Source organism: Pseudomonas ogarae (assembly GCF_014268695.2).
In the GTDB taxonomy this organism is placed as follows: domain Bacteria; phylum Pseudomonadota; class Gammaproteobacteria; order Pseudomonadales; family Pseudomonadaceae; genus Aquipseudomonas; species Aquipseudomonas kilonensis.
Map to the genome: position 1 here is coordinate 999,335 of NZ_CP077086.1, position 23,896 is coordinate 1,023,230.

Below are 23,896 nucleotides of genomic sequence, written 5' to 3' on the forward strand. Positions count from 1 at the left end.
GGTTCAAACGATGGTGAACAGCGGTTGGTCGTACTCAACCGGCTGGCCGTCTTCGACGAGGATGGATTCGATCACACCGCTGGTTTCAGCTTCGATGTGGTTCATCATCTTCATGGCTTCGACGATGCACAGGGTGTCGCCTTTCTTCACGGTCTGGCCGACTTCAACGAAGGACGGCGAGGATGGCGAAGACTTGCGATAGAACGTGCCCACCATTGGCGAACGGGCGACAGTGCCGTTGAGCGCTGGCGCAGCCGGTGCGGCTGGCGCTGCTGCGGCAACCGGCGCTGCTGCTGGAGCAGGCGCGGCGGCTGGAGCGTGCATCGGTGCCGGTGCATAGAACTGCTGGGCCGGGGTCTTGCTGTGGCGGCTGATGCGTACGGACTCTTCGCCTTCCTTGATCTCAAGCTCGTCGATGCCGGACTCTTCCAGCAATTCGATCAATTTCTTAACTTTACGGATATCCATGAATCATCAACTCCCAAGGGTCGGTCAGGGGCGTTTAACGCTTGTTTTCAAGCTGGTGCCTGTTTATCAAGCTGCTCTAGGGCGGCCTCCAGGGCCAGTCGGTAACCGCTGGCGCCAAGGCCGCAGATCACTCCCACTGCTACATCCGAGAAGTAGGAGTGATGGCGGAAAGGTTCGCGTTTGTGCACGTTGGACAAATGCACTTCGATGAATGGGATGCTCACCGCCAGCAGCGCGTCACGTAATGCGACGCTTGTGTGTGTAAAAGCTGCTGGATTGATCAAAATGAAGTCCACGCCTTCGCCGCGCGCGGCATGGATACGGTCGATCAATTCATATTCGGCGTTGCTTTGCAGATAGAGCAAATGATGGCCGGCGGTGCGGGCCCGCTGCTCCAGGTCCTGGTTGATCTGCGCCAGTGTCACGGCGCCGTAGACGCCCGGTTCACGGGTGCCCAGCAGGTTCAGGTTGGGTCCGTGCAGGACCAATAGGGTCGCCATCTGCTGTTCCTTGTTATCTGTGAGCAGGTATCAGAACCTGGAGACTATGCCGCAAAGCCTTTGTGACTGTCCAGTTCTCTGCAATAGCCAGCACGATGACCGATGTTTGCGCGAAATTTGTGACCCAGGTCCCTGATCCAGTCATACGGTTGGAGCTGAACCCCTGTGGGGAGCTTGCTCGCGATGACGGCGGCCCATTCAACCTCGATGCAAGCTGACCCGGCGCTTTCGCGAGCAAGCCCGCTCCCACAGGGGATTTGTGGTGAGCACAAAATTTATGCCTGCTGAAGATCCAGTGTGGGAGCGAGCTTGCTCGCGATGACGGCGGCACATTCAGCGTCGATGCAAGCTGACCCGGCGCTTTCGCGAGCAGGCTCGCTCCCACACTGGATCTGAGGTCTAAACCCGAAACGCTTGTACTGCCGTGTGCAACCGCCCACCGAGGACCAACAGGTTGTCGCCTTGTTCGCGCCCCTGGCCGATGCGCAGCAGGTTGTCGCCGCCCAGTTGGTGAATCCGCTCGCTGTGATCGCGTATTTCGCTGACGGCGCCGCTTTGTTGGGCGGTGACGTCGGCGATGCGTACTGCCGTGTCGGAGATGGTCTGGATGGCACCGACGATTTCATCCAGCGCGCCGTCGGCTGCTTGCGCCTGGTTGGCTGTGGCTTCGGCGTGTTCGACCTGGGCGCGCATGCCGTCCACTGACTGGCGCGCAGCCTGTTGCAGGCGGGCGATCAGCGTCTGGATTTCGGCGGTGGCGCCGGCCGTGCGTTGGGCCAGGGAGCGGACTTCCTCGGCCACCACCGCGAAGCCCCGGCCCATTTCCCCGGCGCGGGCGGCTTCGATGGCGGCGTTGAGGGCCAGCAGGTTGGTCTGGTCGGCAATCGAGCGAATCACCGTCAGCACGCCGCCGATAGTGGCTGACTCCTCGGCCAGTTGCTCGATCATCTGCGCGTTGCCTTGCACTTCTCCCACCAGCGCATGCAGGCCTGTGAGGCTCAGGCCGATGACTTTCTGCCCTTGCTCCACCGCCTGCCCGGCGCTGCGGCTGGCGTCTGCGGCCTGGCTGGCATCGCCGGCCACTTGCTGGATCGTCGCTTCCAGTTCGCTGAGGGAGTCGCGGATCAGCGCCGTGTCGCCAGCCTGATGCTCGGCCCCACTGTGCAGCTCGCCGCTCAGCTCGGCCAGGGTCCGGCTGCTACCCGCGACCTGTTCGGCGTTCACCCGAATGGTGCCCACCAGGTCCACCAGATAAGCACGCAGACGATTGAGCGAGGCCTCGATGTCTTGCAATTCGCGGTTGCTGGCGCCCACGTGGATATCACGGCTGAAGTCGCCCTCGGCCCAGGTCGACAGGGCCGGGGCCAAGTGCGTCAAGGTGCGGGCCAGGCGCCGTTGCAAGGTGTCGATGAGCAGCGCGATCAGCAGGATCAGGCCAATCATTACCCCTTGGATCAAGCGAACCTCTCCCTGGATCTGCCCATGCTGGGCCCGTACCGACGGCTCCATGGCATCGATCGCCTGTTGCACATCGGCGATTTTCAGGTGCGTGGCGCTGCTCAGTTCGGTGCGTTTCTGGATCAGTTCACGGGTGCGGGCCAATTCCGCCGGGTAACGGGCGAGCAGGCTGTTGAGTTCGCGCTTGAGGGCAATGCCAGCATCTTCGGCGGCGGTTTTTTCCTGGGTTTCCAAACCCATCAGCGCGGCGAAATCATCGCTGCCTGATTCGCTGCTGGCGGTGACGCCCAGCAGCGGCAGGCTGTCGAGGCGTTCGGCCTCTACACGGATGCTCGCCAGTTCCCGTTCGACATCGGCGGCCAATTCGCTACGGCCACTGCTGACCAGTTTGTCCCGCGTGAGGGACAACCGGCCCAGGTGCTGAGAAGCGGCAAACAACGCCGGCAAGTAGGCTGGGGCGCCATTGGCGTATTGGGCCAGTTGGTCGAGGCTGGCGCTCAGTTCACGCTCGGCCTGCAGCAGCAAGGCCTGCGGATCGCCGGCCAGTTTGCCGGCGGCCAGCAGATCGGTCTTGCTGAAGCCGTCGAGGTTCGACAGGCTCGGGCGCAGGGGGGTGGCCAGTGCCGGGGGAAACTGATCGAGGTCCTTTTGCAGGGCCTCCAGGGCCTGGGTGGCCGCACTCAGGCGCAAGGCGTCGCCGCTGGCCAGGTAGTCCTCGATGTTGCGCGCGACTTCGCCCTGGAACTGCCGTGACAGGCCCAGGTAGCGCTCCATCAGCAGATAGGGTCGTTCCAGGGCGATCTGCGACCACCACAGCGTGGCCCCAAGGCCCAGGCACACGGCAACTAAAAGAAGGGTGTTGAGATTGGTCAGCAGCTTCAGGCGCATTAAAGGTCTACCAGGGGCAGAATCGTAAGTGCCTGAAGTTATTGCGTTTGCGTTACAGGTTTATGACCGAATCGGTCGATTCCGATGAAAAGGTGGCACTTTGCTTTGATTGGCGGGCGCTCTGTACCCGGTTGCGCCCGGCATGCTTGGCGCGGTACAGCGCTTCGTCCGCCTGGCTGGCCATCATCAGGCTGTCGGAGTCATCGCTCATCTCCACCACGCCGGCGCTGAAGGTGCACCACAAATCATGGGGCTGGGCCGGGTAGTGGATTTCGGCAAAGCGCTGGCGAATTTCATCCAGCACTTTGCAGGCGGCGTCGATGTCGGTGTCGGGCATGACGATGGCGAACTCTTCGCCGCCGTAACGACCGATGAAGTCGGTCTTGCGCAGGCGCTGCTTGAGAAACAGCGCCAGACTCTTGATCACCCGGTCGCCCATGGGGTGGCCGTGGCTGTCATTGACCCGTTTGAAATGGTCGATGTCGAGCATGGCAAAGCTCAGGGGCTTGCCTTCGCGACGAGCGCGAAAGCTGCAATCCTCGAGCAGTTGCAGGATATGGGTGTGGTTGTACAGGCCGGTGAGGCTGTCGCGTACCATCCGCGCCTTGAGGTTGCGTGCCCGGGCGGCACGGTTGCGCACCGTGGTGATCAGGTGCCGGGGCTTGATCGGTTTGGTCAGGAAGTCGTCGCCGCCTTCGCTCATGGCGTCGAGTTGCTTGTCCAGGTCGTCTTCGGCGGACAGGTAGATGATCGGCACGCTCACGTAGCGGTCGTTGTGGCGGATCACCTTGGCCAGTTCCGTGCCGGTGCAGGCCGGCATGTACATGTCGAGGATGATCAGGTCGGGCTGGAAGTCCGCCAGCTCGGCCATGGCCTGGATCGGCTCGATCAGCGTGCGGGTGATGATGCCGGCGCTGTTGAGCAGGCGTTCGGTGTGCATGGCTTGGGCGCGGGAGTCATCGATGATCAGCACTTTGTACGGATCGTACTGGGCGACGCAGGTCAGCACTTCGATCTTTTCCAGCAGGCTCGAGGCTTCGAGGGTGCCGGTGAGAAATTCCTGCCCACCGGCGCGCACCGCGGCCAGGCGTGTGGGCGTGTCGGTTTCCAACAAGCTGAAGAACAACAGCGGCAGCGGTTGCTCCAGGCCTTCCTGGGCTTCGGCGGCCAGTTTCAGGCCGGCGCCGGGGGCGCTGAAATCCACATCCATGACAATCGCCGCCGGCAGGCGCTCGACCATCGAGGCGCGGAACGCCGCGACGCTGTCCAGCGCCTGGGCGCTGAGGCCGAAGAACTCCAACTGCTTGGCCAGGCGCTCGGCGCGGTCATGGTCCTGCAGCAACACGTAGATGGGTTTGCGCAGCGGCGGCAGGAAGGTTTGTTCCAGCTGGTCGCCGTGGCGCAGGCCGGTACGAGACAAACGCTGCATCAAACGGTTGATTTCGGTGATCAGGTGGCTGCTCAGGCGCCCGCGATTGGCGTCCACCGCTTGCAGCGACTGGCTGATGCCCTGGGCCAGTTGGGAATGCTCGGGCTGTTCGAAGCGCTCGGCAAAGCGCAGCAGGCGCAGATTGGCTTCACTGAGCTCTGAAAGGTCGGTGCTGGACCACTCACTGCGTTGCAGGCGCTGCCAAATCTCCAGGATCTGACGAGCCTGATGAATTACCCGCTGGGCAAAGTGGTGCTTGAGGCGCTCACGGCTGGGGTCTTCTGGCTCGGTCATATCCTGACTACTAGTTAGGGTGCATGCTGAGATCGACTGGTGGCTCTATGCTAGCACCTCTTTTCCTTCGCATGAGTGTCATACGTCAATATTCTGTCCAGTCGCGAAATTCAGTTCGTGACTGGCCAGTCTCGTAGGCCGATGGCACCGCTTCCTTTATAGTGCTGTTCGATTGCCCTGTCGCGCCCGGCATGATTGGCGCCGCATTATCGCGTTTCAAATCAGGCACGATGGCGTAGGGTTGTGGTCGAACCGAGAACTCAAGTGATTGAAGGGATATCGCCATGCTGGACTGGAAAAACCGCGCGGGCAGCGCGCCTGAACGTGCCGCCGAGCCGAAATCGTCCACCCGCAGCTACCTGGGTGGGCTTTTTTTCAGCCGCGCACTGGCGACGCTGATCGGCCTTTACCTGCTGGTGACCATTGCCGTCGGCTGGTATTGGAGCCAGGAGCCTGCGCTGTTCCCTGTGCAGCAGAACGCCCAGGCCGCGGCCGAGAAAGATGGCCGGCAGATGGTGGTGGGCTACACCACGGTCGAAACGCTCAAGACGGTGGCCGGGACCCTGCTGACCAAGCAAGGCGGCTACATCTCCAATGACCGCTTCCCGCCTGGCCTGTGGATGGACAACATGCCGAGCTGGGAATACGGCGTGCTGGTGCAGGTCCGCGACCTGAGCCGCGCCTTGCGCAAGGACTTCGCCCGTTCCCAGTCCCAGTCCGCCGAGGACGCCGACCTGGCCAAGGCCGAGCCGCGCTTCAACTTCGACAACCGCAGTTGGGTGCTGCCCTCCAGCGAGTCTGAATACCAGGAAGGCATCAATTCCCTGAGCCGCTACCAGGCGCGCCTGTCCGACCCAAGCCAGAAAAGCGCACTGTTCTACGCCCGCGCCGACAACCTGAACAACTGGCTGGGGGATGTCGGCACTCGCCTGGGTTCGTTGTCCCAGCGTCTGTCGGCCAGCGTTGGCCGGGTCAAGCTCAACACCTCGCTGAAAACCGAAGTCCCGGCCCCGGGCCAGGTGCCGCAGGTGGACGAAGAGGTGGTCGAGACCCCGTGGCTGCAAATCGATAACGTGTTCTATGAGGCCCGTGGCCAGGCGTGGGCGTTGTCGCACCTGCTGCGCGCCATCGAAGTGGACTTCGCCGATGTCCTGGCGAAAAAGAACGCCACGGTCAGCGTGCGGCAGATCATTCGTGAACTGGAAGCGTCCCAGGAACCGGTCTGGAGCCCGATGATCCTCAACGGCAGCGGCTTCGGTGTATTGGCGAACCACTCGCTGGTCATGGCCAACTACATTTCCCGAGCCAACGCAGCGGTCATCGACTTGCGACAACTGCTGAACCAAGGTTGATTCATGAGCGAAAGCCCCCGGGAGGTCGCTCATCGAGTGGCCTCGGATGCCGAGCTGATTGCGTGGGTCGATGAGCACGACAACCTGCTCGGCAGCCTGGTGCGTTCAGAGCTGCGTGAGCGCGGCCTGATCGGACGCGGCACCTACATCATGCTGTTCAATTCGTCCGGTGAGCTGTGTGTTCATCGGCGCACCCTGAGCAAGGCCATCTACCCTGGTTTCTGGGACGTGGCGGCGGGCGGCATGGTGCAGGCCGATGAGACCTACGCCGAATCGGCTGCCCGTGAGCTGGCGGAAGAGCTGGGCGTGAGCGGCGTGGAACTGACCGCCCATGACCATTTCTATTTCGAAGACCCTGGCAGTCGCCTCTGGTGCTCGGCGTTCTCGGCGGTGTGGGACGGCCCGTTGGTCCTGCAGCCCGAAGAAGTCCTCGAAGCGCGTTTCCTGCCCCTCGAGCAGGTGCTCGATGAAATCCAGCGCAAGCCTTACTGCCCGGACTCCCTGGCGGCGCTTGAACGCTATTTGCGCGTCCATGGCGGCAGCGTCGCAAAGAAGCTATAAATTGGCGCTGATTGGCCCTTAGCAAGTCGGCTTTTTGCCGTTACACTGCGCGACTTTTCAAGCTGAACCGTGTCTGCGGTCCAGTAGCGCTGCCCCTGCCTGAGTGGGGTTTCGCGGTCGAGGCATGTTCCCCCTCGACCAGTCTTTGTCCTCCCAAGAGGATTGCCGGTGGCCAAAAAAGCCGCATCCTTCGCCGCCTTGGGCGGCTTGGTATTTTCTACCGACGCCGGTCGTCATTGCCCTGATTGCCGTCAGCCGGTGGATGCCTGTATCTGCAAGCAGACCGCCATCCCTGCCGGTGACGGCATTGCGCGCGTGCGCCGTGAAAGCAAAGGTCGCGGCGGCAAGACGGTGACCACGATCACCGGCGTGCCGTTGGCCGAAGACGCGCTCAAGGAACTGGCCACCACGTTGAAGAAGCGCTGTGGCACCGGTGGTGCGTTGAAAGACGGCATCATCGAGATCCAGGGCGATCACGTCGAGCTGCTGCTGGCGGAACTGGTCAAGCACGGCTTCAAGGCAAAGAAATCCGGCGGCTAGCAGCTTCTGTGAAAACCACCCTCGGCTTGACCCGAACCCGACGTTCGAGGTCGCCCGCATGGTTTTCACAGAGCCTGTTCTGAACGGGTTTCTAAACTCATCGCTGGGAGCAGGGTCTACCTTGCTAACAGGCAATTCGTCATTTTCACTCTCTAGACTGCCCCAGCCTCCGACCGGATGGTGCATTTTGACTTCTTTATAGGGGACTTCGATGTCCGTACGACGCACACGCAAAGACGATGGCAGCCAATGGACAGTTGCGGACAGCCGCAGTGTTTACGGGATTCGCCATTGGGGGGCCGGGTATTTCGCGATCAATGAAGCCGGTCGCGTCGAAGTCCGTCCGAACGGCCCCGACAGCTCGCCCATCGACCTGTTCGAGCAAGTCGACCAGTTGCGCCAGAGCGGCCTGTCGCTGCCCTTGCTGGTGCGCTTCCCCGACATCCTGCAAGACCGTGTGCGCCAGCTCACCGGCGCCTTCGACAGCAACATCGCGCGCCTGGAATACCAGAGCAAGTACACCGCGCTCTATCCGATCAAGGTCAACCAGCAGGAAGCGGTGATCGAGAACATCATCGCCACCCAGAACGTCTCCATCGGCCTGGAAGCCGGTTCCAAGCCGGAGCTGCTGGCGGTCCTGGCCCTGGCGCCGAAGGGCGGCACCATCGTCTGCAACGGCTACAAGGACCGCGAATTCATCCGCCTGGCGCTGATGGGCCAGAAGCTCGGTCACAACGTCTTCATCGTCATCGAGAAAGAGTCCGAAGTCGGCCTGGTGATCGAAGAGGCCGCAACGCTTAAGGTCAAGCCCCAGGTCGGCTTGCGCGTGCGCCTGTCGTCCCTGGCGTCGAGCAAGTGGGCCGATACCGGTGGTGAAAAGTCCAAGTTCGGCTTGTCTGCCGCGCAACTGCTGTCGGTGGTCGAGCGCTTCCGCGCGGCCGGCCTGGATCAGGGCATCCGCCTGCTGCACTTCCACATGGGCTCGCAGATCGCCAACCTGGCGGACTACCAGCACGGCTTCAAGGAAGCGATCCGTTACTACGGTGAGCTGCGCAACCTCGGCCTGCCGGTGGATCACATCGACGTCGGCGGTGGTCTGGGCGTGGACTACGACGGCACGCACTCGCGCAATGCCAGTTCGATCAACTACGACATGGACGATTACGCCGGTGTCGTGGTCGGCATGCTCAAGGAGTTCTGCGATGCCCAAAGCCTGCCGCATCCGAACATCTTCTCCGAAAGCGGCCGCTCGCTGACCGCTCACCACGCCATGCTGGTGGTGCAGGTGACCGACGTCGAGAAACACAACGACGACGTACCGGTGATCGACAACAAGCAGGAACTGCCGGAAACCGTGCAATGGCTGGTTGACCTGCTGGGCCCGACCGATATCGAGATGGTCACCGAGACTTACTGGCGCGCCACCCACTACATGAGCGACGTGGCGACCCAATATGCCGACGGCAAGCTGACCCTGGCCGAAAAAGCCTTGGCCGAGCAGTGCTACTTCGCCGTGTGCCGGCGCCTGCACAACTCGTTGAAGGCCCGCCAGCGCTCGCACCGGCAGGTGCTGGATGAGCTCAACGACAAGTTGGCCGACAAATACATCTGCAACTTCTCGGTGTTCCAGAGCCTGCCGGACACCTGGGCCATCGGCCAGGTGCTGCCGATCCTGCCGCTGCATCGCCTGGACGAAGAGCCGCTGCGCCGCGCCGTGCTGCAAGACCTGACCTGCGACTCCGACGGCAAGATCAAGCAGTACGTCGACGAGCAGAGCATCGAGACCAGCCTGCCGGTTCACGCTCTCAAGCCGGATGAAGACTATCTGCTGGGCATCTTCCTGGTGGGCGCCTACCAGGAAATCCTTGGGGACATGCACAACCTGTTTGGCGACACCGACTCGGTGAACATCTACCAGAACGCCGATGGCAGCGTGTACCACGCCGGTATCGAAACCCACGACACCATCGAGGACATGCTGCGCTACGTGCACCTGTCGCCGGAGGAGTTGATGACTCACTACCGCGACAAGTGCGCCAGCGCCCGCATTAGCGCCGCCGAACGTACCCAGTTCCTCGATGCCTTGCGCCTGGGGCTGACGCGTTCGTCTTATCTGTCTTCTTGATAGAGCCCTTTTGGCGGGAGATGCTCCCTTAAGGTTGGCGCGATTCATTGTGGCGAGGGAGCTTGCTCCCGCTTGAGTGCGAAGCGCTCATCAAAGGGGGCTGCTGCGCAACCCAGCGGGAGCAAGCTCCCTCGCCACAGGGTCACATCAGCTCTAACTTTTGTCTGATCGGCAATGCCCTCCGGGGCTGTCAGAAAATGCACCGCGTGTTGCGGTTTTTTTCGGACAGTCCCGGAGGGCGTTTTTATTTGTGCCGTCGTTATTTCTGAACGTCGGTGCATTTAACCGGCGATGTCCTTATTTCGTGTAGTCCCTTTCCTAACTTGTACTTGGCCCCTCTACTCGGCCATGGCTCTCGGCGAGAATCCCCGACCGCCCCTCCTGTAGAGAAACGCCGATGTCCGATCCAGCCAGCGAGCCAGCCTTTCGTCTGGAGATAGCCGGTCTGCCCGAGCCTTTAGACGTCGTGGCCTTCACGGGTAGCGAAGCGATCAGCGAACCCTTCGTCTATGAAGCGCAGCTGTTGTTGCGCGACGCGAACCTGGACCTGGCGGGCCTGTTGTACCGCAGCGTCTGGTTGAGTTTCGGGGTCCCAGGCCGAGGCGTTCATGGGCAGCTTCATGAGTTGGTCCAACACCGTCATGGCGCCGGCTGCCGGGTGCGTATCGGGCCGAAGCTGGCCTGTCTGGCGCAGCGTTTCAGCCAGCGGGTCTTCAGCGCCCGTTCGGTGCCGCAGATCATTCGCCAGGTGCTCAAGGCCCATGGCATCAGCGGTCGCAGCCTGTGCCTGGATTTGAGTGGCGATTATCCACTGCAGGATTTCTGTACCCAGTATCGAGAGTCGGACCTGCAGTTCCTGCAGCGCGTGTGCGCCCAGGCGGGTATCCACTTTCATTTCGAACACACCCGGGACGGGCATTGCCTGGTGTTCGCTGATAATCCGCACGGTTTTCCCCCTGCCGGTAAGGCGGTCTACGCGGACGACGACCCGATTGCCGCGGTGCGGTCCTTCAGTGTGCAAACCGATGTGTCGGGGGAGCAGGTCGCCCAGGGCCGCAGCGACTTGATGACCCTGCACGGTGGTCAGGTGCTGACGCTGACGGCCCATCCGTTTGCCGGCTGGAACCGGCGCTGGCTGCTGACGAAGGTCGAGCACCGCGCAGAGGCGGGGGTGTACGGCAATCATTTCAAGGCCATTCCCCGGGGTGTGCTGTTTATGCCAGACGAGGTCCCGGCAAAACCGCGCATGGTGAGCCGGCAACGTGGCTGGGTCGTGGCGGTGGACGAACCGTCGGAGCTGGGCGCGGGACGCGTAGCGGTGCAGTTTGACTGGCTTTACCAGGGCGAAGGTTCCAGCCCCAGTCATTGCTGGCTGCCCTTGGCGCCCGAACTGGCCACGGGCGTGGCGGGTGCCCTGAGTGACGGCACCGAGGTGCTGGTGAGCTTTATCGAAGGTGATCCGGATCGGCCAATGATCAGTGCATTTCTGGATGTGCCTGCCTCAGTAGAGGTTGTGGATGAGTTATCCACCGGCGGAACACATGGGCCATCGGTTGCCGATCCGCTCCTGTTGTCTGCAATCCGTGATGCGGAGCCTTTGGTCTTGTTGTGCTTGTTGCCCGAAGGCGGGCCTTTCAGCCCCTGCGCCCAGCCACTATGCACCTGCCGTATGCTCATGCGGCGCGGCGCGGGCATTGCTCGATGAACGCCGCGACCCACTCTGGATCACCGCCGCAATGGCTGCTGCTCGACGTACCGAGTGCGCCTGGCGCTGCGTGGCTTGTGCACACGCAGTTCGCCAAGGCCCGATGCTTTGCCTTGTTTGAAAACACCGAGCTGCATGGGCTGCGAGAGCACGGTCCGCTGCTGGTGGATCTGCGCCATTCGCCTGCGCTGGTCAGCCTCTGTCGTCTGGACCCACGCTCGTGGCCGGGGTTGTTGTTGGTCAGCCCATCGCCCGCTGCGCAATTGCTGGCGCATCTGCGACGCATGCTGACGGTGACCCTGGGTCTGCATCACAAAGCCTTGTTGAGCTACTACAACCCACACATCGCCAGCTATTTCTTCGACGGTTGCGACCCTCAAGAACTCAGTTGCTGGCTGGGCCCGATCAGCCTGTTGCGCTGGTTTGGCGGCACGTGGGCCGATCGGGCGATCGGCAGCCAGGGGTGGCAACAACTGTCCAACCCGGGGCTGTCGGTGGCGGCGCTGGAGAAAGAGCACGGCCTCAGCGACCGACAGCAGGACCAGTTGCAACGATGCCTGCTGGAGCGTCACGCCTGGCAATGGTCCCGTTCCACCGGATGTGATTACCAGCGGCTCTGGGGGGATTTGCAGCAGGGCCTTGCCCTGGGATTTACCGAGCGTGCGGTGCTCGATGACTGGCTGTGGTTGCGCCTGCAATACCCCGATGCCCGGCCAGTGTCTGGCCTGACGGGCGGTTCGCAGCGCGAGAGACTCGATCAACTGCGGCGGCGCTGGCAGGGCAGCCAGGATTGAACGTTAGTGGTCTGATGCTCCGAGCCAGCGGTCGTGCCGCTGCAAGTGCCAGGCGAATGCGCCGAGGGTCAGGCTGCGCAGGGCCATGAACAGCAGGAAGGTGATCCACAGCCCATGGTTGCCCAGCCCTTGCAGCGCCCAGGCGATGGGCAACACCAGCAGCAGGGTCAGCAGCATGCCGTTGCGCATTTCCCGGGCACGGGTGGCGCCAATGAACAGCCCGTCGAGCAAGTAACTCCAGACCGCAATCAGTGGCAGGGCCGCGAGGTAAGGCAGGTAGTTGTAAGCGGTGGCGCGCACGTCGGGTATGTCGGTCTGCATGTCGATGAACAGGTGGCCGGCGAGCAGGAACAGCAGGGCAAAGCCGAGGCTTGCAATCAACGACCAGCCGCACGCCACCACCAATGAGCGGCGCAGTGCCAGGCGATCGCGGGCGCCAATGGCATGGCCGCACAGCGCTTCGACGGCATGGGCCAGGCCGTCCAGGGCATGGGCTGTCAGCAACAGGCCGTTGAGCAGCAGGGCATTGGCCGCCACGGTCGCATCCCCCAGGCGTGCGCCTTGCACGGTGATCAGGAAAAACACCGCTTGCAGCACCAGGCTGCGGATGAAAATGTCTCGGTTCACCGCCAGCAGCGGGCGCCAACTGTGCCACAGCCCCAGGGCGGCCCAGGCGATCTGCCCGGGCCAGGCGCGCAGTGTGTTGCGGGCCAGGGCCAGGCCGACCAGCGCGCCGGTCCACTCGGCGATTACCGACGCCCGGGCCGAGCCGGTCACGCCCCAGTCCAGGCCGATCACGAACCACAGGTTCAGGGCGATGTTTATCAGGTTGGTCACCAGCAGGATCGCCAGCGGGGCCCGGGCATTCTGGGCGCCGAGGAACCAGCCTACCAGCGCATAGCTGGCCAGCGCCGCCGGCAAGCCGAAGAGCCGGGTGTGGAAGAAGTCCCGGGTCAACTGGTTGAGCTCGGCGGACGGTTGCATGAAGTGCAACGCCACGTCGCTCAACGGCACGCCGATGGCACCGAGCAGCACCGCTAACCCCATCGCCAACAACAGTCCTTGCAGCAACACTTGTCGCAACGCCGCCCCATCACCACGCCCGGCAGCCTGGGCGGCGAACCCGGTGGTACCCATGCGCAGGAAACCCATGGCCCACGCCAGCACCGTATACAAACTCGCCCCGACCGCCACCGCGCCCAACTGATGAGCATGGGGCAAATGGCCAATGACGGTGCTGTCCACCAAGGCCACCAGCGGTACGGAAATGTTCGAGAGAATCATTGGCGCAGCCAGCGCCCAGACCCGGCGATGGGTAAGGCGGTCGCGCCAGTCGGTGGTCAGGTTGGACATGCGGGCTCCTTGATGGAGCGCGATTGTAGCGGGTTCTCGCCTGATCGTTCTTTGCGTAAGTCGGACCTGTTTGTGGCGAGGGAGCTTGCTCCCGTTGGGTCGCGTAGCGGCCCTGTTTTTTCGGGGCCTGCTGCGCAGTCCAGCGGGAGCAAGCTCCCTCGCCACAGGTGCCGTGTCCGGCGCGGGCCCTGTGGTGCTGGAGCGATGGCTAGACTAGTGAATGATCCAACTCAACAACCACAACCCCAGCACCAGCCAGATGATGCCCATGACGATCGAGGCCCGCATGAACGCGCGGATCGCCGAGTAGAGCAGCATCAGCCCGAGGATCAGCGCGATGATGCTGATGATCGAGGTGTCCATGCCCAGGGTGCGTGACAGCCCATCGACAAAATTGCCGCCGGCATTGGCCAGGGTGTTGAAGAGACCGCTGAGCAGGTCGACGATGAAACGGATCACCGAACCGAGCGCCTGGCCGAGCCATTCGAAAAAGCTTTCTACCTGCATATGTGCATCCTGATGGGAGGGAATCTGCGCTGAGCCGTTGGCTCCTGATTGTAGGAGCTGTGGCGGCCGAGTTGGTTCGATTATGGGGCAAACCGTCGCTGCGTACCGAGACTCTTGCCTTCCCTGGTCATCCCCCTGAAGCTATGCGCATTCAGGAGAACCCGATGAACCTTGTTGAACTGACCGAACGCCTGCATGCCATTCGTGACCGTAACGACTGGCGGCAATTCCACAGCCCGAAAAACCTCGCCATGGCCGCCAGTGTGGAAATGGCCGAACTGGTGGAGATTTTCCAGTGGCTGACCGAGGACCAGTCGCGCCAGTTGCCGGCGGACAAACTGGCCCACGCCGGGCAGGAGGTCGGTGACATTGTGTTGTACCTGTTGCTGCTTTGCAGCGAACTGGGCCTGGACATGGACGCCGTGGTGCGCAGCAAGCTGGCCGACAGCGAACGGCGGTTCGGCCAATGAGCGACCGTCATTTCGATCAGCTCGCCACGCGTTTTGCCGAAAAAATCTACGGTGGGGCCAAGGGCGCGATCCGCCTGGCAGTGCTTCAGGCCGATCTGCTGGAAAGCTTGCCACAGCGTCCGTTGCGCGTGCTGGACATCGGCGCCGGCCTGGGCCACATGTCGTTGTGGCTGGCCGAGCGCGGTCACCAGGTGACCCTGGCCGAACCGGCCGAGCCCATGCTCGAAGGCGCCCGCCAGCGCTTTGCCGAGGCGGGCCAGAGCGCCACGTTCATCCAGGCGCCGTGGCAGGACCTGCTCGGCCTGCTCACTGAACCCTACGATTTGGTGCTGTGTCACGCGGTGCTGGAATGGCTGGCCGAGCCCCACGCGATCCTGCCGGTGTTGCACCAGCTCACGGTCCCGGGCGGTTGGCTGTCCCTGGCGTTCTACAACCGCGACGCGCTGGTCTATCGCAACCTCCTCAAGGGGCATTTCCGCAAGTTGCGCAAAAACGACATGGCCGGTGAAAAACAGAGCCTGACGCCGCAACAACCCCTTGATCCGCGAGAATTGGCGGCGCAACTTGAAGGCCTGTGGCAGGTCGAAAGCCAGAGTGGCGTGCGGGTTTTCCATGACTACATGCCGGTGGAGTTCCAGGGCCGCGTGGAGCTTGCGCAGTTGCTGGAAATGGAACTGGCCCACCGTCGCCATCCGGCGTTTGCCGGGTTGGGACGTTATCTGCACTGGATCTGCCGTCCAGTGTGACCGGAGAGCGAAATGAAAGGTCGTTCAGGGTTGTTGATGCTGTGCCTGGGACTGGCGGCTTGCCAGGGCAGCAACCCCTATGTCGCCACGTCCAATCCGCTGCCGCCGGCGCCGCCCGAGGCCGCCACGGTGTTCGACCGTAGCGCTTACCCTGCGCCGCCCCGTGACTACGGGCGCTATCGCAGTTGGGCCTGGCGCGACGGGCGCCTGCCACCCGGTACCGCCTGGGCGGATTCGGCCCAGGTGGCCGAAGCGGTGAGCAATGCCCTGGACCAGCGTGGCCTGCGCCCGCTGCATGACAACCGGCCCGCCGACTTGTTCGTCAGCGCCGACCTGCGCCTGGAGACCCGCGTGCGCCAGGTTCGGGATGATTATGATGCCGGCTACTACGGCGGCTATAACCGTTATGACCGCTACGGTCCGGGTTATGGCATGTACCGCCCGGTGCCGATGGTGCGCACGTATCAGGAGCAGGTCGTGGTGGTTCGGGTGGATCTGTTCGATGCCCGCACGGGGCAACCGGTGTGGAGCGCCAGCGCCGAGACCGGTCAGCGGGGCAGTCAAAGCGAGCGCACCGATGCCATTCGTGCAGCGGTGGAAAAAGCCATGTCGGCGTATCCTCCAAGTTGATTACGCAACGGAGAAAAACCATGTTTCGCCGTCTCGCTCTACTGGCCTTCACCCTGTTGTTGGGCGCTTGTGCCTCTAACCAGGTCAACCATGATTTCGACACCAGCCGCGATTTCGCGGCGTATCGCAGTTGGAGCTGGAAAGACCCGGCGCTGCAATATCGCCCCGATGACCCTCGCATCAAGAGCGACCTGACCGAACAGCGGATCCGCCAGGCGGTGGCCGATCAACTCGACCAACGCGGCCTGCGCCAGGCCCCGGCTGGCGGGCGCGGCGATGTACTGGTCCTGGCCTATCTGATCGTCGAGGACCGCCAGCAGCAGGTCACCACCCACTATGGCGGCGGTTGGGGCAGCCCTTGGAATGGCTATTGGGGCGGGCCGATGTACAACGAAACCCGCAACATCAGCTACAAGGTCGCCACCGTGCAGATCGATCTGCTCGATGGCAAGGACGGCAAACTGGTGTGGCGTGGCAGTGATGAACGAATGCTCAGCAACTCGCCCAACCCGACTGATCGCAACACGGCCGTGCGCGAGACGGTGGGGCGGATTCTGTCCAACTACCCGCCGCACTGACCACGGCGCATTCAAGATGGATGCAATCTGACCCACCGCCATCGCGAGCAAGCTCGCTCCCACAGGGATTTTGTGGCGGACACCTGCTCTGTGAACACCCCGGAACAAACTGTGGGAGCGGGCTTGCTCGCGAAGACGGCTGCACAGTCAACATTGATGCAGACTGACCCACCGCTTTCGCGAGCAAGCCCGCTCCCACAGGGATGTACGGTGAACACCATCGACTTGCTCAGGCCACCGGCCGCCACTCTCCCACCATATGCTCCAACTCCCCAGCCCCCATCAGTTGCAGTTGCCCACTGGAGCCTGCCGCACTCGCCAGCAGCGTGACTTCACTGGGCAGGCGCACCGGTTTCTTGAAGGTCACATCGATCTCGACGTTGGCCTCGGGCAAGTGGTCATCCAGCGCCGCCAGGGTCCGGGCCTTGTTCCACAGGCCATGGGCGATGGCGGTGGGGAAGCCGAACAACCGGGCGCTGATGCCGCTCAGGTGAATCGGGTTGTAGTCGCCAGACACCTTGGCGTATTGCCGCCCGATGTCTGCCGGTGCGGTCCAGTGCGCGACTTCAATCAAGGGCTGGCTGGTCTGCGGCGAGTCCTCCACGAGTGCCCCGTCGAGCTGGACACCTTTGCAAAGCATCTGGCTTTGGGCCTCCCACAGCGTCCCCAATTGATCATCGAGGCGTGTCACCAGGTCGAATACCGCGCCCTTGGGGTGGGCTTGCAGGTTCTCGACGTTGACGCTGGCCCGAACCTGGCCAACCCCGCCCATGGGCCGCAATACACGAATGCGGTTGCTCAAGTGGATCAGCCCCAACAGCGGAAATGGAAAATTCCGCGCGGTGAGCAATTGCATTTGCAGGGCGAACGCCAAGACGTGGGGATAGGTCGGCGGCAGCAGTCCGTTATCGACGAAACCGCAGACTTTGCGATAGGCCGCCAGGCGTTGCGGGTCGACCTGAAGCACCTGGCGCAGGCCTTCCTCGGGCAAGGTCGTTCCGGTGACCTTGCGCCGTGTCGCCGCTTTCGAATAAAGCCCGGACATCGATGGCGGGCTGCTGACTTCGTGCCATTGGATCGTCATGGTCACGCTCCCAGAAGGCTTTGCCCGCATACCCGCAACGCCTGCCCGGTCACGGCACCCGTGCCCGGTTGTGCGAGCCAGGCCACGGCTTCGGCGACATCCTGGGGCAGGCCGCCCTGGCCCAGGGAGCTCATGCGCCGCCCGGCTTCGCGCAAGGCGAAGGGGATGTCGGCGGTCATGCGGGTTTCAATGAAGCCCGGCGCCACGGCGTTGATGCTGATGCCCCGTGGCTGCAGCAGCGGCGCCCAGGCCTGGGCCAGGCCGATCAGCCCGGCCTTGCTCGCCGCATAGTTGGTCTGCCCACGGTTGCCGGCAATGCCGCTGATGGACGCCAGCAGAATCACCCGGCCATTGTCGCGCAGGGTGCCGCTGTCGAGCAGGGCCTTGGTCAGCACTTGCGGGGCGTTGAGGTTGACGGCCAGTACCGCGTCCCAGAACTCCGGGGTCATGTTGGCGAGGGTCTTGTCCCGGGTGATGCCGGCGTTGTGCACCACGATGTCGACGCCGTCGGGAAGGTGTTCGATCAACTGGGTGGCGGCGTCTTCGGCGCAGATATCCAGGGTGACGCTGCGTCCGCTCAGGCGTGCCGCCAGGGCGTCGAGGTCGGTCTTGGCTTGCGGGACGTCCAGCAGGATCACGTCGGCGCCATCGCGGGCCAGGGTTTCGGCGATGGAGGCGCCGATCCCGCGGGCTGCGCCAGTGACCAGCGCCTTGAGCCCCGTGAGCGGTCGGGTCCAGTCCTGGACCTGAGTGTCACAGGCGTTGAGGCGAATGACCTGCCCGGAGATGAAGGCACTCTTGGGCGACAGGAAAAACCGCAGCGCACCTTCCAGCTGGGCTTCGGCGCCGTCGCCGACGTACAACAGTTGCAGCGTCCCGCCGTGGCGCAACTCTTTGGCCAGGGAGCGGCTGAAACCTTCCAACGCTCGCTGGGCACTGGCGGCGAACGGGTCGGCAAGACTTTCCGGCGCGCGACCGAGAATGACGACATGGGCGCTGTGGTCGAGGTTTTTCATCAGCGGCTGGAAAAATTCCCGCGGCTGCTTGAGCTGGTCGGCCTGCGCCAAATGGCTGGCGTCGTACACCACCGCCTTGATTTTCGGGCCATGGCCGGGGATCCACTCGGTGGCCAGGGTCGGCTCGCCGCCGTAGATGAAGATGGTGTCGGTCAGGCGCTTGGCAAACGTGCCGATCTGTTCGGTCAACGGCCCGCCGCCCAGCAGCAGTGCGCCTTCGATCGGCCGCAGGCGCCCGGCCTGCCAGCGTTCCAGGCGCACCGGCGATGGCAGGCCGAGGGACCCGACCATGCGCCGGCCAATGGGCGAATTGGCGAAGTCGATATAACGGTCAGACATGGAACACACTCCGGCTGATGAGGTTCCAAGTGTGGACCATGATTGGCAATCAGTCGTTCGATCGGCGAGATAAAGCCTAAGCTTGAGCGGGAGCGCTTTTTCCAGGGCACCGAATCCCTGTGGGAGCAAAGCTTGCTCGCGATGCAGACACCGCGTTTTTCAGGTAGGTCGCGTCATCGTTCATCGCGAGCAAGCTTTGCTCCCACAGGGTTCGGTTGAGTCTTCATAGGGCACTAGACCTACACAGGGGAGTTCTTCATGACACAACTACGCCGCGTCGCGATCATCGGTGGTAACCGCATTCCGTTCGCCCGCTCCAACGGGCCCTATGCCACTGCCAGCAACCAGGCGATGTTGACGGCTGCCCTCGAGGGGCTGATCGAACGCTACAACCTGCATGGCCTGCACATTGGCGAGGTGGCTGCCGGTGCGGTGCTCAAGCACTCCCGGGATATGAACATGACCCGCGAATGCGTGCTCGGTTCGCGGCTGTCACCGATGACGCCGGCCTATGACGTACAACAGGCCTGTGGCACCGGGTTGGAGACAGTGCTGCTGGTGGCCAACAAGATTGCCCTGGGCCAGATCGACAGCGGCATTGCCGGCGGCGTGGACACCACGTCGGACGCGCCGATCGCGGTCAATGAAGGGCTGCGCAGGATCCTGCTGCAAGCCAATCGCGCCAAGACCACCGCCGACAAGATCAAGACCTTCCTGCAACTGCGTCCCCAGCACCTCGTCCCCGACCTGCCGCGCATCAACGAACCGCGCACCGGCCTGAACATGGGTGAGCATTGCGAATTGATGGCCCAGACCTGGCAGATCCCCCGGGAGGCGCAAGACCAGTTGGCCCTGGAAAGCCATCAGAAAATGGCCGCGTCCTATGCCGAAGGTTGGCAGAACGACTTGATGACACCGTTTCTTGGCCTGACCCGGGACAACAACCTGCGCCCGGACCTGACCCCGGAAAAACTCGCCTCCCTCAAGCCGGCCTTCGAGAAAAGCGCCAAGGGCACGATGACCGCGGGCAATTCCACGCCACTGACCGATGGCGCTTCGTTGGTGCTGCTGGGCAGCGAAGAGTGGGCCAAGGCCCGAGGCCTGCCAATCCTGGCGTACCTGCGCGATGGCGAAACGGCGGCGGTGGATTTCGTCAATGGCGCCGAAGGGCTGTTGATGGCCCCGGTGTACGCCGTGCCGCGATTGCTGGCGCGCAACGGCTTGACCTTGCAGGACTTTGATTACTACGAGATCCACGAAGCGTTCGCCGCCCAGGTGTTGTGCACACTGAAGGCCTGGGAAGACCCGGACTACTGCAAGACCCGCCTGGGCCTCGACGCGCCGCTGGGGGCCATCGACCGCAGCCGGTTGAACGTCAAGGGCAGTTCCCTGGCCGCCGGGCACCCGTTTGCCGCTACGGGCGGGCGCATTGTCGCCAACCTCGCCAAGTTGCTCGATGCGGCCGGGCGAGGTCGCGGGTTGATTTCCATCTGCGCCGCCGCTGGCCAGGGCGTGACGGCGATTATCGAGCGCTGAGGACGGCGCCGTCCTGGCGGGACGCCAGTTCCCGGTGATGGCTGGCGTAGCGCTCGGCGAGGATCGAGCAGACGATCAACTGCAGCGGGTGATAGATCATGATCGGCAGCAGGATCAGTCCCAGGCCGGGATGGTTGCCGAAAATCAACGCCGCCATGGGCACGCCGGCGGCGAGGGATTTCTTGCTGGCACAGAACACCGCGGCAACTTCATCGGCGCTGCTGAATTTCAGGGCGCGGGCGGTGCGGGTGGTCGCCCACAAGATGATCGCCAGCAGCACGGCACTGCCAAGCACTGCACTCAATAGCACGCCGTGGCCTTGCTGTTGCCAGATGCCGGACACCATCGAGTTGCAGAACGCCGCATAGACCAGCAGCAGGATCACCAGTTTGTCGATGATGCTGGTGTAGCGCTTGTACCTGCCGAAAAAGCCAGCCAACCAACGCCGCAGGAACTGCCCCAGCACCAGTGGCAGCAGCAACATCATGCACAGGTCGAGCAAGGTGGACCCCAGGTCGATGCCACCGGCGCCGCTGCCGACCACGAAACTGACCAGCAGCGGTGTCAGGAAAATCCCCAGTACGCTGGACAGGCTCGCGTTGAGAATCGCCGCCGGCACGTTACCGCCGGCACTGCCGGTCAGCGCCACCGAGGACGAAATGGTCGAGGGCAGGGCGCACAGGTAGAAGAAGCCCAGCATCAGCAGCGTCGGCACATGGCTGCCGACTAGCCAGTGGCTGATCAGCCAGAGCAACGGAAACACGCCAAAGGTGAAACCCTGCACCATCACGTGCAGGCGGATGTTCTTCAAACCGTGGCGGATCTGTTCGCCGGACAGGTTGACCCCGTGCAGGAAGAACACCACGAAGATGCCGATGTTGACCACCCATTCGGCATGCATGGCACCGCCCGTGGCGCCAAAGGTTGGAAAGAAGTACGCCAGCAGCGTGGCGAGCAACATGCCGCACAGGAACCAGTCGGTCACCATGCGTTTGAGGTGTCTGAGGATATGCATAGGGCACCGCAAGTTGTAAGAAAAGTCGACATAGCCTAACGTCGTCCCTACTAGTCGTCTTGCGACATAAGGCCAATCAATGCCGCCTAACGGACACCAACAGCTCGAACGCCGCATCCCCGACCTGGCGCAATTGCCAAGGCCGCTGTACGCCCGTGTCGAAAGCTTGAGCGCCGGCTCCTGGACGCAAGCCCATCGTCATGACTGGGTGCAATTTTCCTACGCCATCAGTGGCGTTCTCGGCGTACACACCGCAGCGGGCAGCTTCTTTGCCCCGCCACAACGGGGCATCTGGATCCCGGCCGACCTGGAACACCATGTGGTGACCTCCACCCGAGCGGAAATGCGCAGCCTGTATGTGCATCGTCACGCCTGCCCCTGGGCCGATGAGCGCTGTCGGGTGCTGGAAGTCACGCCACTGGCCCGTGAGTTGATCAAGGTGTTCTGTCAGCTTCCGGTCGATTACCCGCAAGGCGACACCCAGGAACAACGGTTGGTGCAGGTGTTGCTGGACCAGTTGGCGACTTTGCCGGAGGTGGGATTCTCCCTGCCGCTGCCGCGACATGCCCGTCTGTTGGGGCTGTGTAACGAGTTGATCGAACAGCCTGAGCAGAGCGTCACCTTGCACGCCTGGGCTGAGCGCCTGGGCACGTCGGAAAAAACCTTGATGCGCCTGTTCCAGCGCGAGACCGGCCTGAGCTTTCGCGCCTGGCGCCAGCGCATGCGCTTGTTGTCGTCCCTGGGTTCGCTGGAGCAGGGCGACAGCGTCACCAGTGCCGCGTTGTCCTGTGGGTATGATTCAACGTCCGCGTTCATTGCGGCGTTCAAGGGGATGTTCGGGTTTACGCCGGGGGAACTGTTCAAGCATTGAGTCGTCGCACTTCCTACAGCCGACGATAGACATGGCTGTCAGCTCTTGTCGCAAATGCCTGGGCATTCAGTTAGCAATGCCAGGTTCGGTCTCGGCTATGATTCGGCTCGGTCGATTGATCCGGCACATTGTGTGCATCACAGGTTCATAGGTCGGCAACCCCTCCCCGTGGAGGAAGGATTGCCGTATAACGACTGTCATTCGCGTGTTTGGTAATAAAGGACCCACAATAAAAGCTGATGAAGACTCCAAAACGCATTGAACCCCTGATCGAGGACGGTCTGGTCGACGAGGTGCTGCGCCCACTCATGAGTGGCAAAGAAGCAGCTGTTTATGTGGTGCGCTGCGGTAACGAGCTACGTTGCGCGAAGGTCTACAAGGAGGCGAATAAGCGAAGTTTTCGTCAGGCGGCCGAATATCAGGAAGGCCGCAAGGTCCGCAACAGCCGTCAGGCCCGGGCCATGGCCAAGGGCTCGAAGTTCGGGCGCAAGGAAACCGAGGACGCCTGGCAGAATGCTGAAGTGGCGGCGCTGTTCCGCTTGGCTAGCGCGGGTGTGCGCGTGCCCAAGCCGTACGACTTCCTTGAAGGCGTGCTGCTGATGGAACTGGTGGCCGACGAGTACGGCGATGCAGCACCGCGTCTGAACGATGTGGTGCTGGAGCCGGACCAGGCCCGTGAATATCACGCCTATCTGATTTCCCAGATCGTGCTGATGTTGTGTACCGGTCTGGTGCACGGCGACCTGTCGGAGTTCAACGTCCTGCTCACGCCAACCGGGCCGGTGATCATCGACCTGCCACAGGCCGTGGATGCCGCGGGTAACAACCATGCCTTCAGTATGCTGGAGCGGGACGTGGGCAACATGGCGTCCTACTTCGGTCGGTTTGCCCCGGAGCTCAAGCGCACCAAGTACGCGAAGGAAATGTGGGCGCTGTACGAAGCCGGCACCCTGCACCCGGCCAGCATGCTGACCGGCGAGTTCGACGAGCCGGAAGAAATGGCGGATGTCGGCGGGATCATGCGTGAAATCGAGGCTGCTCGCCTGGACGAAGAACGCCGCCAGGCTGTCCGCGCCGCCGACGATGCCCCGCCCGGCAAGGCCGAAGAACCGCCTCCGCCATGGATGCAATGATCGGTTGAACAGAAACCCGGCCAATGGCCGTAATGCTGCTCAACTTAGAAAAAACGGCGCTTCTTTCAGAAATGGGAAGGCGCCGTTTTTTTGGGGGGGAGTGTGTATATCCATTTCTGCGGTAACGGCGGCTTAGGGTTCCGCCCTTACGGCGGGTCACTTTTGAGAAGCGCAAAAGTAACCAAAACGCTTCTGCCCCACCACTCGGTGCCTCGCCTAGGCTCGGCATGCCTGAACGAAGGCGTTGCTCCGTGGGCCGCCGCGAAGGGCCATCCATGGCCCAGCGCGGCTACCTCGGCATCCATGCCGAGGTGCCCACTGCGCAACACCTTCGTTCAGCCATCGTGGTTAACGGGGCGCCCGAGATCAACGTCCACCGCGAGGCGGCCTGATAGCCGACCTGGTTCTGGGTGATCGCGTTTCTCCTGTGGGAGCGAGCTTGCTCGCGAATGCGGTGGCTCAGCCACATAGATGCTGGACATGCCCCCCGCTTTTGCTTTGCTT

At 62.7% G+C, this 23,896-nt stretch carries 23 protein-coding genes; 14 read left to right on the top strand and 9 right to left on the bottom strand.

Features of this window, described 5'->3' with window-relative positions:
* Window positions 1–3 precede the first annotated feature (3 nt).
* The 4 genes from accB to HU749_RS04260 form a co-directional block, all read right to left on the bottom strand.
* A complete protein-coding gene (gene accB / locus HU749_RS04245) occupies window positions 4–468 on the bottom strand; it encodes an acetyl-CoA carboxylase biotin carboxyl carrier protein (RefSeq protein ID WP_003197423.1) in 465 nt (154 codons plus the stop codon).
* A gap of 47 nt (window positions 469–515) precedes the next feature.
* Complete coding sequence (gene aroQ, locus HU749_RS04250) at window positions 516–968, bottom strand: type II 3-dehydroquinate dehydratase (protein ID WP_014336388.1); 453 nt, start codon at window positions 966–968, stop codon at window positions 516–518.
* Window positions 969–1,367: 399 nt separating this feature from the next.
* Complete coding sequence (locus HU749_RS04255) at window positions 1,368–3,314, bottom strand: methyl-accepting chemotaxis protein (protein WP_079301699.1); 1,947 nt, start codon at window positions 3,312–3,314, stop codon at window positions 1,368–1,370.
* 52 nt (window positions 3,315–3,366) lie between these two features.
* On the bottom strand, window positions 3,367–5,037 hold the full coding sequence (locus tag HU749_RS04260; RefSeq protein ID WP_014336390.1) for a GGDEF domain-containing response regulator: 1,671 nt from the start codon (window positions 5,035–5,037) through the stop codon (window positions 3,367–3,369).
* Window positions 5,038–5,321: 284 nt separating this feature from the next.
* Between HU749_RS04260 and HU749_RS04265 the strand changes: the two genes are divergently transcribed.
* From HU749_RS04265 to HU749_RS04290, 6 genes are all read left to right on the top strand, one after another.
* Window positions 5,322–6,389 carry a DUF2333 family protein gene (locus HU749_RS04265; protein WP_186651163.1) on the top strand — a complete coding sequence of 356 codons (1,068 nt, stop codon included), beginning with the start codon at window positions 5,322–5,324 and terminating at the stop codon, window positions 6,387–6,389.
* Window positions 6,390–6,392: 3 nt separating this feature from the next.
* Complete coding sequence (locus tag HU749_RS04270) at window positions 6,393–6,950, top strand: NUDIX hydrolase (RefSeq protein ID WP_024617882.1); 558 nt, start codon at window positions 6,393–6,395, stop codon at window positions 6,948–6,950.
* Between the two features lie 168 nt (window positions 6,951–7,118).
* Complete coding sequence (locus HU749_RS04275; RefSeq protein ID WP_003197435.1) at window positions 7,119–7,490, top strand: translation initiation factor Sui1; 372 nt, start codon at window positions 7,119–7,121, stop codon at window positions 7,488–7,490.
* Between the two features lie 211 nt (window positions 7,491–7,701).
* A complete protein-coding gene (gene speA / locus HU749_RS04280; protein ID WP_014336393.1) occupies window positions 7,702–9,615 on the top strand; it encodes an arginine decarboxylase in 1,914 nt (637 codons plus the stop codon).
* Window positions 9,616–10,012: 397 nt separating this feature from the next.
* Entirely contained in the window at window positions 10,013–11,320 is a 1,308-nt protein-coding gene (locus HU749_RS04285; RefSeq protein WP_095963123.1) for a type VI secretion system Vgr family protein, read from the top strand.
* Window positions 11,317–12,114, top strand: coding sequence for a DUF4123 domain-containing protein (locus tag HU749_RS04290; protein ID WP_079301701.1), 798 nt, complete (start codon window positions 11,317–11,319; stop codon window positions 12,112–12,114). Before HU749_RS04285 ends, HU749_RS04290 begins: the two co-directional genes overlap by 4 nt.
* Before the next feature lie 3 nt (window positions 12,115–12,117).
* Here the strand turns inward: HU749_RS04290 and HU749_RS04295 are convergent, their stop codons facing one another.
* Both HU749_RS04295 and HU749_RS04300 read right to left on the bottom strand, forming a co-directional pair.
* Entirely contained in the window at window positions 12,118–13,467 is a 1,350-nt protein-coding gene (locus HU749_RS04295) for an MATE family efflux transporter (RefSeq protein WP_186651166.1), read from the bottom strand.
* Window positions 13,468–13,680: 213 nt separating this feature from the next.
* Window positions 13,681–13,974: a hypothetical protein gene (locus HU749_RS04300; protein WP_003197447.1), complete on the bottom strand. Its 294-nt coding sequence runs from the start codon at window positions 13,972–13,974 to the stop codon at window positions 13,681–13,683.
* Window positions 13,975–14,138: 164 nt separating this feature from the next.
* Here HU749_RS04300 and HU749_RS04305 point away from each other — a divergent pair, with 164 nt between their 5' ends.
* The 4 genes from HU749_RS04305 to HU749_RS04320 are packed head-to-tail and all read left to right on the top strand — an operon-like array spanning window position 14,139 to window position 16,398.
* Window positions 14,139–14,444 carry a MazG-like family protein gene (locus HU749_RS04305; RefSeq protein ID WP_003186192.1) on the top strand — a complete coding sequence of 102 codons (306 nt, stop codon included), beginning with the start codon at window positions 14,139–14,141 and terminating at the stop codon, window positions 14,442–14,444.
* Window positions 14,441–15,190 (top strand): methyltransferase domain-containing protein, encoded by a 750-nt coding sequence (locus HU749_RS04310; protein ID WP_046064404.1) that lies wholly within the window; start codon window positions 14,441–14,443, stop codon window positions 15,188–15,190. The genes HU749_RS04305 and HU749_RS04310 overlap by 4 nt, the downstream gene beginning before the upstream one ends.
* A gap of 12 nt (window positions 15,191–15,202) precedes the next feature.
* Window positions 15,203–15,820: a DUF4136 domain-containing protein gene (locus HU749_RS04315; RefSeq protein ID WP_186651168.1), complete on the top strand. Its 618-nt coding sequence runs from the start codon at window positions 15,203–15,205 to the stop codon at window positions 15,818–15,820.
* 20 nt (window positions 15,821–15,840) lie between these two features.
* Window positions 15,841–16,398, top strand: a complete 558-nt coding sequence (locus HU749_RS04320) for a DUF4136 domain-containing protein (RefSeq protein WP_186651170.1) — start codon at window positions 15,841–15,843, stop codon at window positions 16,396–16,398.
* 229 nt (window positions 16,399–16,627) lie between these two features.
* Here the strand turns inward: HU749_RS04320 and HU749_RS04325 are convergent, their stop codons facing one another.
* Window positions 16,628–17,482: a MaoC family dehydratase gene (locus HU749_RS04325; protein ID WP_186651172.1), complete on the bottom strand. Its 855-nt coding sequence runs from the start codon at window positions 17,480–17,482 to the stop codon at window positions 16,628–16,630.
* A gap of 2 nt (window positions 17,483–17,484) precedes the next feature.
* Window positions 17,485–18,837, bottom strand: a complete 1,353-nt coding sequence (locus HU749_RS04330) for a 3-oxoacyl-ACP reductase (RefSeq protein ID WP_186651173.1) — start codon at window positions 18,835–18,837, stop codon at window positions 17,485–17,487.
* Between the two features lie 258 nt (window positions 18,838–19,095).
* On the opposite strand from HU749_RS04330, the gene HU749_RS04335 reads away from it, so the two are divergent.
* Window positions 19,096–20,373 carry an acetyl-CoA C-acetyltransferase gene (locus HU749_RS04335; RefSeq protein WP_014336403.1) on the top strand — a complete coding sequence of 426 codons (1,278 nt, stop codon included), beginning with the start codon at window positions 19,096–19,098 and terminating at the stop codon, window positions 20,371–20,373.
* Here the strand turns inward: HU749_RS04335 and HU749_RS04340 are convergent.
* Window positions 20,360–21,388 (bottom strand): bile acid:sodium symporter family protein, encoded by a 1,029-nt coding sequence (locus tag HU749_RS04340; protein ID WP_186651175.1) that lies wholly within the window; start codon window positions 21,386–21,388, stop codon window positions 20,360–20,362. The genes HU749_RS04335 and HU749_RS04340 overlap by 14 nt on opposite strands.
* Window positions 21,389–21,467: 79 nt before the next feature.
* Between HU749_RS04340 and HU749_RS04345 the strand changes: the two genes are divergently transcribed.
* From HU749_RS04345 to HU749_RS04355, 3 genes are all read left to right on the top strand, one after another.
* Window positions 21,468–22,259 (top strand): AraC family transcriptional regulator, encoded by a 792-nt coding sequence (locus tag HU749_RS04345; RefSeq protein ID WP_046064410.1) that lies wholly within the window; start codon window positions 21,468–21,470, stop codon window positions 22,257–22,259.
* Between the two features lie 239 nt (window positions 22,260–22,498).
* Entirely contained in the window at window positions 22,499–23,392 is an 894-nt protein-coding gene (locus HU749_RS04350; RefSeq protein WP_095974543.1) for a PA4780 family RIO1-like protein kinase, read from the top strand.
* A gap of 227 nt (window positions 23,393–23,619) precedes the next feature.
* A complete protein-coding gene (locus HU749_RS04355) occupies window positions 23,620–23,784 on the top strand; it encodes a hypothetical protein (RefSeq protein ID WP_217870594.1) in 165 nt (54 codons plus the stop codon).
* Window positions 23,785–23,896: the final 112 nt, after the last annotated feature.

Coding starts and splice junctions, on each gene's coding strand:
- HU749_RS04330 (WP_186651173.1), bottom strand. CDS start 18,837: ATGTCTGACCGTTATATCGACTTCGCCAATTCGCCCATTGGCCGGCGC.
- HU749_RS04265 (WP_186651163.1), top strand. CDS start 5,322: ATGCTGGACTGGAAAAACCGCGCGGGCAGCGCGCCTGAACGTGCCGCC.
- HU749_RS04305 (WP_003186192.1), top strand. CDS start 14,139: ATGAACCTTGTTGAACTGACCGAACGCCTGCATGCCATTCGTGACCGT.
- HU749_RS04355 (WP_217870594.1), top strand. CDS start 23,620: ATGCCTGAACGAAGGCGTTGCTCCGTGGGCCGCCGCGAAGGGCCATCC.
- HU749_RS04335 (WP_014336403.1), top strand. CDS start 19,096: ATGACACAACTACGCCGCGTCGCGATCATCGGTGGTAACCGCATTCCG.
- speA (WP_014336393.1), top strand. CDS start 7,702: ATGTCCGTACGACGCACACGCAAAGACGATGGCAGCCAATGGACAGTT.
- HU749_RS04340 (WP_186651175.1), bottom strand. CDS start 21,388: ATGCATATCCTCAGACACCTCAAACGCATGGTGACCGACTGGTTCCTG.
- HU749_RS04255 (WP_079301699.1), bottom strand. CDS start 3,314: ATGCGCCTGAAGCTGCTGACCAATCTCAACACCCTTCTTTTAGTTGCC.
- HU749_RS04315 (WP_186651168.1), top strand. CDS start 15,203: ATGAAAGGTCGTTCAGGGTTGTTGATGCTGTGCCTGGGACTGGCGGCT.
- aroQ (WP_014336388.1), bottom strand. CDS start 968: ATGGCGACCCTATTGGTCCTGCACGGACCCAACCTGAACCTGCTGGGC.
- HU749_RS04310 (WP_046064404.1), top strand. CDS start 14,441: ATGAGCGACCGTCATTTCGATCAGCTCGCCACGCGTTTTGCCGAAAAA.
- HU749_RS04285 (WP_095963123.1), top strand. CDS start 10,013: ATGTCCGATCCAGCCAGCGAGCCAGCCTTTCGTCTGGAGATAGCCGGT.
- HU749_RS04350 (WP_095974543.1), top strand. CDS start 22,499: ATGAAGACTCCAAAACGCATTGAACCCCTGATCGAGGACGGTCTGGTC.
- HU749_RS04300 (WP_003197447.1), bottom strand. CDS start 13,974: ATGCAGGTAGAAAGCTTTTTCGAATGGCTCGGCCAGGCGCTCGGTTCG.
- HU749_RS04270 (WP_024617882.1), top strand. CDS start 6,393: ATGAGCGAAAGCCCCCGGGAGGTCGCTCATCGAGTGGCCTCGGATGCC.
- accB (WP_003197423.1), bottom strand. CDS start 468: ATGGATATCCGTAAAGTTAAGAAATTGATCGAATTGCTGGAAGAGTCC.
- HU749_RS04325 (WP_186651172.1), bottom strand. CDS start 17,482: ATGACGATCCAATGGCACGAAGTCAGCAGCCCGCCATCGATGTCCGGG.
- HU749_RS04320 (WP_186651170.1), top strand. CDS start 15,841: ATGTTTCGCCGTCTCGCTCTACTGGCCTTCACCCTGTTGTTGGGCGCT.
- HU749_RS04290 (WP_079301701.1), top strand. CDS start 11,317: ATGAACGCCGCGACCCACTCTGGATCACCGCCGCAATGGCTGCTGCTC.
- HU749_RS04345 (WP_046064410.1), top strand. CDS start 21,468: ATGCCGCCTAACGGACACCAACAGCTCGAACGCCGCATCCCCGACCTG.
- HU749_RS04295 (WP_186651166.1), bottom strand. CDS start 13,467: ATGTCCAACCTGACCACCGACTGGCGCGACCGCCTTACCCATCGCCGG.
- HU749_RS04260 (WP_014336390.1), bottom strand. CDS start 5,037: ATGACCGAGCCAGAAGACCCCAGCCGTGAGCGCCTCAAGCACCACTTT.